13 protein-coding genes and 1 pseudogene are annotated in these 11,614 nt (G+C 29.2%); 13 read left to right on the top strand and 1 reads right to left on the bottom strand.

All coding sequences use genetic code 11. The features are described from left to right. Nucleotides 1–9 precede the first annotated feature (9 nt). The gene (locus FMM58_RS09350) at nucleotides 10–201 is read right to left on the bottom strand and encodes a lipoprotein (protein WP_223810283.1); all 192 of its coding nucleotides are present in this window, start codon (nucleotides 199–201) and stop codon (nucleotides 10–12) included. On the opposite strand from FMM58_RS09350, the gene FMM58_RS05435 reads away from it, so the two are divergent. The 13 genes and pseudogenes from FMM58_RS05435 to FMM58_RS05380 all read left to right on the top strand — a co-directional run bounded on the left by FMM58_RS05435 (nucleotide 145) and on the right by FMM58_RS05380 (nucleotide 11,600). Next, nucleotides 145–615 carry a hypothetical protein gene (locus FMM58_RS05435; protein ID WP_150206471.1) on the top strand — a complete coding sequence of 157 codons (471 nt, stop codon included), beginning with the start codon at nucleotides 145–147 and terminating at the stop codon, nucleotides 613–615. The two genes, FMM58_RS09350 and FMM58_RS05435, sit on opposite strands and share 57 nt — an antisense overlap. Continuing rightward, nucleotides 608–2,407, top strand: a complete 1,800-nt coding sequence (gene uvrC / locus FMM58_RS05430; protein WP_150180485.1) for an excinuclease ABC subunit UvrC — start codon at nucleotides 608–610, stop codon at nucleotides 2,405–2,407. Before FMM58_RS05435 ends, uvrC begins: the two co-directional genes overlap by 8 nt. Before the next feature lie 226 nt (nucleotides 2,408–2,633). Beyond that, complete coding sequence (locus FMM58_RS05425) at nucleotides 2,634–4,766, top strand: TonB-dependent receptor (RefSeq protein ID WP_150180484.1); 2,133 nt, start codon at nucleotides 2,634–2,636, stop codon at nucleotides 4,764–4,766. Beyond that, the gene (locus FMM58_RS05420) at nucleotides 4,756–5,733 is read left to right on the top strand and encodes a FecCD family ABC transporter permease (RefSeq protein WP_150180483.1); all 978 of its coding nucleotides are present in this window, start codon (nucleotides 4,756–4,758) and stop codon (nucleotides 5,731–5,733) included. The genes FMM58_RS05425 and FMM58_RS05420 overlap by 11 nt, the downstream gene beginning before the upstream one ends. Next, nucleotides 5,733–6,509: an ABC transporter ATP-binding protein gene (locus tag FMM58_RS05415; RefSeq protein ID WP_150141723.1), complete on the top strand. Its 777-nt coding sequence runs from the start codon at nucleotides 5,733–5,735 to the stop codon at nucleotides 6,507–6,509. Before FMM58_RS05420 ends, FMM58_RS05415 begins: the two co-directional genes overlap by 1 nt. Beyond that, nucleotides 6,506–7,309: an ABC transporter substrate-binding protein gene (locus FMM58_RS05410; RefSeq protein ID WP_150141722.1), complete on the top strand. Its 804-nt coding sequence runs from the start codon at nucleotides 6,506–6,508 to the stop codon at nucleotides 7,307–7,309. The genes FMM58_RS05415 and FMM58_RS05410 overlap by 4 nt, the downstream gene beginning before the upstream one ends. Nucleotides 7,310–7,545: 236 nt before the next feature. Continuing rightward, nucleotides 7,546–8,139: a bacteriohemerythrin gene (locus FMM58_RS05405; protein WP_150141721.1), complete on the top strand. Its 594-nt coding sequence runs from the start codon at nucleotides 7,546–7,548 to the stop codon at nucleotides 8,137–8,139. 23 nt (nucleotides 8,140–8,162) lie between these two features. After that, nucleotides 8,163–8,402 (top strand): annotated as a pseudogene (locus FMM58_RS09240) (ribbon-helix-helix protein, CopG family); the annotation flags it as partial. Nucleotides 8,403–8,567: 165 nt separating this feature from the next. Continuing rightward, nucleotides 8,568–9,338, top strand: a complete 771-nt coding sequence (locus tag FMM58_RS05395) for a TSUP family transporter (RefSeq protein ID WP_150180482.1) — start codon at nucleotides 8,568–8,570, stop codon at nucleotides 9,336–9,338. Nucleotides 9,339–9,397: 59 nt separating this feature from the next. Then, nucleotides 9,398–10,147: a flagellar type III secretion system pore protein FliP gene (gene fliP, locus FMM58_RS05390; protein WP_150141718.1), complete on the top strand. Its 750-nt coding sequence runs from the start codon at nucleotides 9,398–9,400 to the stop codon at nucleotides 10,145–10,147. Nucleotides 10,148–10,167: 20 nt separating this feature from the next. Then, nucleotides 10,168–10,431 (top strand): rhodanese-like domain-containing protein, encoded by a 264-nt coding sequence (locus FMM58_RS05385; protein WP_223810455.1) that lies wholly within the window; start codon nucleotides 10,168–10,170, stop codon nucleotides 10,429–10,431. A 167-nt stretch (nucleotides 10,432–10,598) separates the two neighbouring features. Continuing rightward, a complete protein-coding gene (locus FMM58_RS08710) occupies nucleotides 10,599–10,772 on the top strand; it encodes a hypothetical protein (RefSeq protein WP_190317953.1) in 174 nt (57 codons plus the stop codon). 177 nt (nucleotides 10,773–10,949) lie between these two features. Next, nucleotides 10,950–11,600, top strand: coding sequence for an FtsK/SpoIIIE domain-containing protein (locus FMM58_RS05380; protein WP_190317952.1), 651 nt, complete (start codon nucleotides 10,950–10,952; stop codon nucleotides 11,598–11,600). The last annotated feature ends 14 nt before the right edge of the window (nucleotides 11,601–11,614 follow it).

Raw genomic sequence — 11,614 nt, 5'->3', positions numbered from 1 at the left:
ATAAATTTTTTACCACCTTTGGAGATGCTGAAAACTTTTGCTTTCTTTAATAGTGCCATTTTGTTCATAATCATTATAAATAGGGTCGCCTTTATATCCACAAGCACTTAGTAAAATTAAGCAAAAAAGTGCTATTATTATCAAATGAAAAAGATTCAAAGTATAAGTAACGTTATAGGTTCTTTTGTAAATTTGCCTCATAATCCATTCCTAAGAAATTTATTTTTTTGTCAAGATTTTCTTAAAATTTATTTTAGCAAAGAACACCAAATGCTTATTTCAAGAATCTTCATTAAAAATAATATCTTGCACATTTTGACAAAATCAAATGTCGCTAGACAAGAATTTAACCACGATAGTACCAAAAATGAGATTAAATTTCGTATAAAAAAATATGCTAATATGTATAAAGATAGTCCATTTAAATATATAAAGGATATTAAAATTCTTTCAATAAAATTTAATGATAAAACTAAAATAGCTTATAAACCTCTACCAAAAGCCCCTTACATAGAACTTTCTTTAGCTAAATTTGAAAACAATTTTAAAAACCCTATCTTTTATCAAAAAATGGAAGAATTAAGACAAATCATTAAGAAAAATATCAATGAATGAAAATTTATTAAAAAGCTTAAATTCCTTACCAAGTACGCCTGGTGTGTATCAATATTTTTCAAGCAGTGGCAGACTTTTGTATGTTGGCAAGGCAAAGGATTTAAAAAAAAGGGTTCGTTCTTATTTTTCTTTTGTGCCTATTTTTAAGCCAAATGAAAAAAATTCCTTACGCATTCAAAAAATGATTGAAGAAGCAAGTAGTATTGAGTTTATAAGCACTCACTCAGAAGCCGATGCCTTGATTTTAGAAAATTCATTTATAAAACAACTTCGCCCAAAATATAATATTTTGTTAAGAGATGATAAAACTTACCCTTATATTTACATTGATTTAAATGAGGATTTTCCTCGCTTTAATATAACTAGAATGCTTATTAAAAAAAGTAAGATTAGATATTTTGGTCCATTTTTTAAGGGGGCAAAAGAACTTTTAAACGCTCTTTATTTGTATTTTCCTTTAAAGCAAAAAAATAACTGCAAAAGCCCTTGTATATTTTATCAAATCAATCGCTGCAAGGGGTATTGCGTACATTTAACAACAAAAGATGAGTATAAAAAACTTTTAGAAGATGCTATGAAAGCCTTGCTTAATCCTAGCATTTTAGTTAAAAAATTAGAAGAAAAAATGCTATTTTTAGCTAGTAATGAAAATTATGAAGAAGCTGCTAGACTAAGGGACCAGATAAAAACGATTAAGGATTTAGAGGTAAAAATAGAACTTGATTTAGCAAATTTTGAAGACTTTGAGGTCTTTGCAATGAGCGTTAAAAATGAGTTGCTATCTACTATTCGTTTTGTTATTCAAAATGGTAAAATCATTAGTTCAAATAGCAAAATAACTCCTTTAAAAATGGCTTATGATAAAAATGAAATTTATAAACAGCTTATCTTAGAAAATTTTAATGCAAATATTCCCTTTATTGCAAATAAAATTTATACCTATGAAGACTTTGAAGATAGTGAAATTTTAGCTGATATTTTAAGTAAGAGATTTAATAAAAAAATTCATATTAAAACTGCAAAACAAGGTGAAAAAAAGCGAATTTGTGAGTTGGCCTTTGAAAATTCTTTGCAAAATATTAATATCTATAAAAAGAAAGAAAATATAGAAAAGAGTTTGCAAGAATATTTTGGGCTTGAAAATGAACCAAACTGTATTGAAATTTTTGATAATTCTCATATGCAAGGAGTAGCATGTGTTGGGGCTATGGTGTGCTTTGAAAATGGGGTTTTTAATAAAAGTCATTATAGAAAATTTCATTTAAATTATAAAAATGATTATGAACAAATGCGTGAGATTTTAACGCGTAGGATTAAGGATTTTGACAAGCTTAGCCCACCTGATTTATGGGTACTAGATGGAGGGAAAGCTTTATTAAATTTAGCTTTAAATTTAATAAAAGATAAAGGCGTAAATATTGATATCTTAGCCATTGCAAAGGAAAAAATAGATTCAAAGGCCCATAGGACAAAGGGTAGAGCAAGGGATAAGATTTATTCTATTAAGGGCGAATTTAGCTTAAATGATGATGATAGAAGATTACAATTTTTACAAAAATTACGAGACGAGGCCCATCGCTTTGCTATATCTTTCCACCAAAAAACAAAGAAAAAGCAAGATTTAACAAGTTCTAAGCTTTTAAATTTAGGCATAACTCAGGGTAGTTTGCAAAAATTATTAGCCTATTATGGAAGTTTTGAAAATATTTATAAGGCAGATTTTGATGAACTTTGTAAGCTTACAAATAAAAAAACAGCTCAGAAAATAAGTAGCTTAAATTCTAAATTTTAGGATAAAACTTATCTTTTAAAATTTAATATCTATTCTCATATTTTAACACTAAACATAATTACTAAAATAAATTTAAATTCCTATAGTATAGAATTTTAAACAAAATTTAAGATAAATAAATTATACTTTCACTGCTTATAATTATTGATAAAAATTATCAATAATTAATCCTTAAAATTTAAATTAAATGGGGCTAAATTTAGCCCCAAAATACAAGGAATGTAAAATGCAAAATAAAATTTTAAAACTTTCTTTCATAGTATCCTTAATACTAATGAATTCTTTTGCAAATGAGATAAAAGATTTAAAGTCAGACAAAGTCGTAGTAAGTGCTTCTGGTTTTGAAGAAGAAGCAGATAGTACTATAAGAAATGTTATGGTTATTGAAGGCGATGAACTACATAGACGCTCATATACTTCACTAGAACAAGCCCTAGAAAGAATAGCCTTAGTTAGCTTTGTTGATAATGGCTTGGGAACTAGCATTGATATGCGTGGACAAGGTGATAAGGCAAATGTGGCAGTTAAACTTATGGTTGATGGAAGAAGTGTAAATGTACTTGATAATTCTCACGGGGTTACGCCTTTAAATTCCATTAATATAGATGATGTTGAACGTATTGAAATCATACCTGGAGGAGGTAGTGTTTTATATGGAAATGGCACAAGAGGTGGGGTTATCAATGTGATAACTAAAAAGAAAAAAGAAGATAGTTTTGGACTTGGAGTTAGAGGCAATATCTTTGAAGATAGTGGAGCAGGTGGTTTTTTAAATGCAAATGGGGCTAAGAAATTTAATGATAATTTTAGCTTTTCTTTTGATATAAATGGTTTTAACAAGGATGGCTATCAAGATGGATATAATGAAAAGGGCTTTTATGTCAATACTAAATCTTATGTAGATTTTAGCGAGGTAGCATCCTTGATAATTGCTTATAATTATTTTGAAAGCAAAAACACAAGCACGGGTTATTTGACAAAGGCTCAAATTGAAGCTGATCCAACTCAGGCTGGAAGTGATAATGCAATCGCTAAAACGAATAGACCTGAACTTAGCTTAGACTTTAACTATATTTTAAGCGATGAGTGGCAATTTGATCTAGGGGCGTTTTGGCAAAATCAAACCATAAAATATCTTAAAAACAATAGCCCATATGCAGGAACACTAGATGGACTTAATCAGGATGGAAGTAGCTTTGAAGATATGCTAACAGGTGTAAATTTAAAAACAAAATACGATTATTTAGATAATTCTTATTTAGTATTTGGATATGAATTTTTAAGCCATAATGCAAAAAGACTTTCAAGGCAAAATTATGCTATTGTTATATTTGAACATAATATGACTACTAATATGGATATGGATAAATTAACCCATTCTATCTTTTTGCTTGATTTGCATGAATTTAATGATATATTTAGCCTATCAGGTGGGGCTAGATATGAATATGCTACTTATAAAACAGATAGGTCTTATAGGAATCAAATGACTTATGTTATACCTATTATACCTAGTGTAGATACTACTACCCCTTATTCTATGGAAGATAAAGACACAAGTAATTTTGCTATCGAAATAACCCCTAGCTTTAAGTACTCAGATACAGGTTCAATTTATTTAAAATATGAAAGAGGTTATGTTTCACCAACACCGGCCCAATTTATCACAAGGGGTACTTCAACAGGGGCTAGTACTGATTTGTGTGGAGGGGCTGCTTATTGTAGTAGTGATTTAGATAGTGAAACATTTAATACCTTTGAGATAGGCGTTAAGGACTTTTGGTGGGATTTTCATGCTTGGAATGTAACTCTTTTTTATACGCAAAGTAAGGATGAAATTTCATATATAGGAGACCCACACAATACAGGCGGGGCTTATTGGAAATATTATAATATAGATGAAACAAGAAGATATGGGGTCGAACTTCACATGTCTCAAAGCTTATTAAATGATAGCTTGTATTTTAAAGAAGGATTAAGCTATATTGATGCTGAAATTTCAAAGGGCATTAATGATGGATTAAGAATTCCTTATGTTTCTACTATTAAGGCGAGTGCGAGTGCTGAATATAGCTTTAATAAATTTGTTAACGCCTTTATTGATTTAAGCTATCTTTCAAGGGCAAAGGATGGAGGAAACACTGATGCTGATACCGGCAAAATAACTTATAGTAACTGGATAAAAGAAAGATTTATAACAGACATTGGGGCACAATATCGCTATAAAAATTTATTAGTAATGGCAGGTATTAGAAATTTATTTGATGAAGAATATTACACATATCAAAATGCAGTAAGTGACAATTACACACCAGGACAGGGAAGAAACTATTATTTAGAGTTAAAATATGATTTTTAAACCTTATTATTTTGTACTATTTGCTATATTTATAGCCTATATTATTTGTATTCTTATCGCCCTTTGTTTGGGTGATGAGAATTTAAGCCCGGTTAATTTATTTAAATACTTATTTGGCGATGATGAGTTATTAAGAACTATCATTTTGCAAGGAAGATTCCCTCGCATTATAATGGCTATTTTAATAGGCATGTTATTAGCAAGTAGTGGGGCAATTACACAAAGTGTTTTTTCAAATCCCATAGCTGACCCCTATATAATAGGCATTGCAGCAGCTGCTACCTTTGGGGCAGTTTTGGCTTATTTGTTAAATTTAGGAGATTTTTATTATGGGATTTTAGGCTTTGTTTGTGCAGCCTTATTTTCTTTATTTGTATTTAAAATTTCAAGTCGGGCAAGTTTAGCTACCTTATTAATCATAGGCATAGCGACCTCTTCATTTTTAGGGGCGTTTACTTCTTTTTTTACCTATTATATAGGAGAAGATTCGTTTAAAATTGTAGCTTGGTTAATGGGAAATTTAGGCAGTGCAAGTTGGTTAAGGGTAAGCTTTTTGATAGGGCCACTAATTCTTTGTTTATTGTATTTTTATGCCTTTAAAAATGAGTTAAATATTATTTTATGTGGGGATGAAGAAGCCTGTAATCTAGGCGTAAATGCTAGAAAACTTAAAATAAATTTATTAATAATATCATCCTTAGCCGTTTCTTTTGCAGTAGCATTTAGTGGGCTTATAGCCTTTGTAGGCTTAATTATACCTCACGCAGTTAGATTAATGTTAAAAAATTATAATAACGCTTTAGTAATTCCATTTTGTACGCTTTTAGGAGGGCTTTTTTTATTGATTTGTGATAGCATTGCAAGGACCATTTTAGCACCTATTCAACTTCCTATTGGAATTTTAACCTCTTTATTTGGAGCACCGATTTTTTTATATTTAGCCCTAAGTGCTAGGAGATTTTTATAATGCTTGAGATTAAAAATTTAAGTTTTTCTTATCATAATAAGGAATTTTTAAAAGATATAAATTTAAGGCTTGAAAGGGGTGATTTTTTAGGAATTTTAGGACCAAATGGCTCAGGTAAAAGCACACTTTTAAAAAATATGTTAAAAAATCTTGATTATAAAAAAGGTGAGATTGTCGTTTTAGGTAAAAAATTAAAGGATTATGAATTAAAAGAATTTGCTAAAATTTCAGGCTTTATGCCACAACATTCTCAACTTCACACAGCTTTAAAGGTGATTGATGTTTTATTAATGGGTAAATTTGTAAGCTTAAAACATAGTTTTTTAGATTATTCTAAGCAAGACATAGATGAAGCCAAGCAAATGGCTAAAATTTTAAAGCTTGAAAGCTTTTTAGATAGAAATGTATTATCTTTAAGTGGTGGTGAATTTCAAAGGGTAATGCTAGGTCGCGCACTTCTTAAAAAGCCTAAAATTTTGTTTTTAGACGAACCAACTTCAGCCCTTGATTTAAATTATGCTATAGAGCTTTTAAACTTATGTGAAGATATGATTAATACCAATAATATAAGCGTTATAGCTATCTTGCATGATTTAAATTTAGCCTCTTTATTTTGCAATAAAATCATTTTTTTAAAAGATGGCAAGATTGCTTATAGTGGAGAGGTAAAAGAACTTTTTAAAAAAGAAATTTTAAAAGAAATTTATGATTTAAATTGTGATATAAGCTATCACAACGACAAACCATATATAATTTTAACAAAGGAGAAAAAATGAAAAAAATTTTATTATTGTGTATATTTTTAAGCACTATTTTTGCAAATCAAAGATTAATTGTGCTTGATCCGGCAAGTATTGAAACTCTTTTTATGCTAGAAAGTGGCGATAAAATTGTAGGTATGGCACATTTACAGCACTCAAAAATTTATCCAGAAGATAAGACAAAAGAAATTCAAAGCGTGGGTTCTTTTTCACACCCTTCAATAGAAAAAATTGTAAGTTTAAAACCAAGTTTAGTGATTTTAAGTTCGTATTCTTTAAATTTAGAAGAAAGTCTTAAAAACTATGGCATTAAAAGTTTGTATTTAAAGGCTGATAATTTAGATGATATTAACGATAATATTAAAACCTTAGCGAGTATAGTAGGTAAGGAAAAAGAAGGGCAAATTTTAATGCAAAATTTTAAAAATAATTTAGAAGAACTTTCTAAAAATCCTATAAATAAAAGTGCAATCTATCTTTTTTCAAGCAATCCTTTAATGGCCTTTTCTGATAATTCTTTAATGGCTGATATTTTAAGGCTTTTAGGGATAAAAAATTTAACCCCAAAAAGTGATATAAAAAGACCTATTATTTCAAACGAACTTATCTTAAAAACCAATCCTGATATGCTTATTTTAGGCATTGCAAGTGATAATATAAATGAGTTAATAGAAAAAAATTCCTTATTAAAAAATGTAAATGCAGTAAAAAATAAACAAATTTTTTATAATGAAGATACTAGAATTTTACTTCGTTTAAGCCCTAAGATAATAGATAGGATTAAGGAATTTAAAAATAGACTTGAAAATTTATAAGGTGTTACAAATTTGCATTATTAAAATTTAATTAATTTTTTAAAAATTAAAATCTTTAATAATGCCTTTTATGACTTCTTTCTACTTTAAATTTAAGCCGTTAATTTTTTGGCTTAAATTTTCTAACAAAGTATAAATTTTTAGTTAATAAAAGGCTTTTATTTTAAAAATCTTTCTTTAAAATTTTGATTTTATGCTATAATGGTTATTTTAAATCTTGTATTAAGGAACATACAATGTTACCAAGATGGGACAATAGCTTTAGCGTTCATAATGCTAAGGTGGATGAACAACACAAAAAGCTTTTTGAGTTAGCTGCTAAGGTTGAAAATATTTCAGATAGAGCTGTAAGTAAGGTTGAGGTTAAGGAGCTTTTGGCTGAATTTTTTAATTACATGAAGGACCATTTTAGCGATGAGGAAAAATATATGCAACTTATAGATTTTCCTGGTCTTGAAGAACATCGCAAAATTCATAAAGAAATTATACAAATGATGATAAATCTTATAAAAGATATAAAATCAACAAATGATTTAAAAGAAAAGCTTTATGTTATAGCTAAAAAATGGCTTTTAGAGCATATTTTATACGAAGATATGAAGGTTGCAAAATGGAGACGCGAGGCCTTAGCTACTGATGATGGTGGCGAGGTAAGCTTTGAAACAAGCGAGGAAGATACTGTGGCTGAGTTTTATCTATATACTTGCGATTGTGCTGGTAAGATTCACGACGTACCATACGGAATTCATAAAAAGATAGATATACAGGGTAAAGTTTTTACTTGTAAAACTTGTGGGGCATCAATTAGATTTTATAAAAAACAAGCTTAAATACTAAAATAAAGGAAGTAGTGATGAGAAAAGAAACAAAGATGTATTCTTTAAGGTTGCCAGAAGAACTTAAAAATAAACTTGATAAAGTAAGTAAAAAGCTTGGAAAACCAAAATCTGTTATTATTAGAGAGGCGGTAACCGCCTTTTTAGATGATATGCAAGATTTTTCTACTGCTATAAATGCCCTTGAAGAGTTAAAAGATGGAGATTATAATAAGGCTAGCAAGAAGATTGATAAATTAGTAAAGGATATACACGAAGAAGCTAGTCAAGAAGATATCTCTTCTGATGATTTTGATTTTGCTGTAAAGGCTCTTGAAGAGTTAAAAGATGGAGATTATAATAAGGCTAGTAAGAAAATCAATAAAATAGTAAAGGATTACAAGAAAAAATAAAATGTCTTGTAATCTTATAGGTTATTTTGTTTGGAAGATTTTGAAAATTTAGCACTTATTTATTATTTTATTTTATTTTTTATAGCACTTTTTGCGGGTTTTATAGACTCAATAGTAGGAGGTGGAGGGCTTATAACCTTGCCTGCTTTAATAGCTTGTGGAATTCCTGCACATCTATCTCTAGCTACAAATAAACTTCAAAGCGTTTTTGGTTCATTTACTGCAACTCTTACTTATTATAAGTCTATGAATTTAGCCTTTTTAGGTTGGGCTGTTTTTTTTACAGCACTTGGGGCATTTTTAGGGGTCTTTTGTGTTTTACTCATAAATGATAAATACTTAAAATTAATAATCCTAGTTTTTTTAGCACTTACCTTTTTATACACTGCCTTAAAGCCAAATTTAGGAAAACATAAGGGCGAAATGAAGGTAAAAAATATAAAAATTTTTCACTTAATAGCAGGTTTGCTTTTAGGCTTTTATGATGGCTTTTTAGGACCTGGGACAGGGTCGTTTTGGATATTTGCCTGTGTTATTTTTCTAGGGCTTGATATGAAAAATGCAAGCATTAATACAAAAAGCTTAAATTTTACTAGCAATGTAGTTTCACTTGCCTTTTTTTTATATGCTTATAAGGTCCTTTGGATAGTTGGAATTTTAATGGGATTGGGGCAGATTATAGGGGCATTTTTGGGTTCAAAGCTAGTTTTAAAAACAAATGGAAATTTTATTAGAACACTTTTTTTAATAGTAGTTTTTGCCACTCTTTTAAAGGTGGGTTATGATTATTTTTTTAAATAAAATAAAGTTAAATTTCAGTAGATAAATATTAAAATAGCTTTTTAAAAAATTTCAAGGTTATGATTTTGCGTTTTTTATTTGTATTTTTTGCAAGTATCAGTGTCTTATGTGCTGCACCGGAAGTTACTATTCCTACTGTTAATTTAAGCCTAAGTGCACCCGATACGCCAAATCAACTAGTAACAACGCTTAATATAATCATAGTTTTAACTATACTTGCCCTTGCCCCTAGTATCGTTTTTATGATGACTTCTTTCTTGCGTTTGCTTGTGGTTTTTTCATTTTTAAGACAGGCAATGGGAACGCAAAGTATGCCTCCAGGTACGGTTTTAACCTCACTAGCACTTATTTTAACCTTTTTTATAATGGAACCTGTTGCAACCAAGGCTTATAATGATGGGGTTAAGCCTTATTTAGCCGAAGAAATAGGCTACGAACAAGCCTTTGAACTTGGTTCTAAGCCCTTTAAAAATTTTATGCTAAGAAATACAAGGGATAAAGATATAGCTCTTTTTTATAGAATTCGTGATTTACCAAATCCTCAAAGTGTTGATGATGTACCCTTAACTGTGCTAGTTCCAGCCTTTATGGTTTCAGAATTAAAAACTGCCTTTGAAATAAGCTTTTTGATATATTTGCCTTTTTTGGTTATTGATATGGTAGTGGCCTCTGTTTTGATGGCTATGGGTATGATGATGTTACCACCTAGTATGATTTCTTTACCATTTAAGCTTTTAATCTTTGTTTTGGTTGATGGTTGGCATTTATTAGTACAAAGGCTTGTTGAAAGCTTTTCTGTGGTAGTTTAAGGGAGTTTCTTTTGGTAAGCGTGGCTAATCTTTCAGAAATTAAGCAAAATTATGATAAATTTTATTTTATAGATATAAGAGGAATTCAAAGTTACAATAATTCACACTTAAAAGATTCTTATCATTTTCAAAGCAAGGAAAAAATTTTTGATTTTATAAGTAAGATTAAAAATAAAAAAGACTTAGTATTGCTTTGTTCTAGTGCGAAAAAAGCTAAAAACATGGCTGATTCTTTAATGCAAATGGGGGAGAGGATTAGAACATTTAAATTTTTATTATGCTAGTATTTATGATTGTTTATCTTCTAATTTACCTATAGTTGAGTTAAACAATAACCTAAATGAAAATATACAACAAACCATACAAGATATATACTAAATACACAAAATATAAGCAAAAGACCTTTGTTATAGCCTTTAGTGGTGGTAATGATTCAAGCCGTGCTTTGTAATTGTTTTATGAAATGCTTGCAAATTTGCCTAAAAATGAACAAAGGCAAAGCTATGCAATAGTTTCAAATACCCTAGTTGAAGCCCCAAATATAAATGATTTTTTATTAAAAATAATAAAAGCTATAATTCACACGCAAAAAAGCATAAAATTCCCTTTAAGGTTATATAAGTAAGTCCTAAGTTACAAGATGAATTTTGGTTTAATCTAATAGGCAAGGGTTATCCAAGCCCTACTAGGACTTTAAGGTTTTAGATTCTACTGATTAAAGGATTTTTAAAATAGATTTGAAGAATTAGCTAAGGCTATAGGGATTAGTAATGCACTTTATTTTGCCTTAAATAATTTAAGTTTGCAATGTTCTTATCAAATACAAATTTCCAAAAAAGAAGAAGATTGGACAAAATTAGGGCAAAGTGACTTTGAACTGGCCATAAATAATCATCCAAATAATTATGATTTAGCACTTTTTACAGGCTTTAATATAGATAAAAAGTCTATATATTTGGATATAAATGGTACTCACCTCTTTGTAATTGGTACAAGTGGAAGTGGAAAATCTGTTCTTTTAAAGACCATGGTTTTATATTTACTTAAAACAAGCATGGCTAAACTTTATGTTTATGATTGTAAGAATGATGGGGATTTTGATATATTTAAACAAAATATAAAAATTTACCACGAGGCAAATGATATGCTTAAACATGTGGATGAAGTTGAAGCACTTCGCGTTTTAAGGAGTGATGATAAAAAGGAAAATAAAGGCTTTGAACCTATTGTAATATTTATAGACGAGGCTAGTTATTTATTCACTAGTAATAATGTCCTATTAGAAAGGATAATAAATTTGGTTAAGCTTTGTAGGAGCGTGTCGATTCATTTTATTTTTTGTAATCAAAAATTAAGCAAAAAATTATTTGACTCAGACTTATTAAGCAATATACAAGGTAGAATTGGTTTAAAGGTAACTGATAGGGATGAAGCAAGAATGGCTGGGTTTTAGGTGCTGAAAAATTA

Origin of the sequence: Campylobacter sp. LR291e (assembly GCF_008633915.1) — a bacterium.
Taxonomy (GTDB): Bacteria; Campylobacterota; Campylobacteria; order Campylobacterales; family Campylobacteraceae; genus Campylobacter_D.
The sequence above is the reverse complement of the archived record's forward strand: the minus strand, read 5'-3'. Positions and strand labels throughout refer to the sequence as shown.

Bases quoted from the DNA above. Each gene is read 5' to 3' on its own strand.
- FMM58_RS05435 (WP_150206471.1), top strand. From the start codon at position 145: ATGAAAAAGATTCAAAGTATAAGTAACGTTATAGGTTCTTTTGTAAAT.
- FMM58_RS05425 (WP_150180484.1), top strand. From the start codon at position 2,634: ATGCAAAATAAAATTTTAAAACTTTCTTTCATAGTATCCTTAATACTA.
- FMM58_RS05415 (WP_150141723.1), top strand. From the start codon at position 5,733: ATGCTTGAGATTAAAAATTTAAGTTTTTCTTATCATAATAAGGAATTT.
- FMM58_RS05405 (WP_150141721.1), top strand. From the start codon at position 7,546: ATGTTACCAAGATGGGACAATAGCTTTAGCGTTCATAATGCTAAGGTG.
- FMM58_RS05410 (WP_150141722.1), top strand. From the start codon at position 6,506: ATGAAAAAAATTTTATTATTGTGTATATTTTTAAGCACTATTTTTGCA.
- FMM58_RS09350 (WP_223810283.1), bottom strand. From the start codon at position 201: ATGAGGCAAATTTACAAAAGAACCTATAACGTTACTTATACTTTGAAT.
- FMM58_RS05420 (WP_150180483.1), top strand. From the start codon at position 4,756: ATGATTTTTAAACCTTATTATTTTGTACTATTTGCTATATTTATAGCC.
- fliP (WP_150141718.1), top strand. From the start codon at position 9,398: ATGATTTTGCGTTTTTTATTTGTATTTTTTGCAAGTATCAGTGTCTTA.
- uvrC (WP_150180485.1), top strand. From the start codon at position 608: ATGAATGAAAATTTATTAAAAAGCTTAAATTCCTTACCAAGTACGCCT.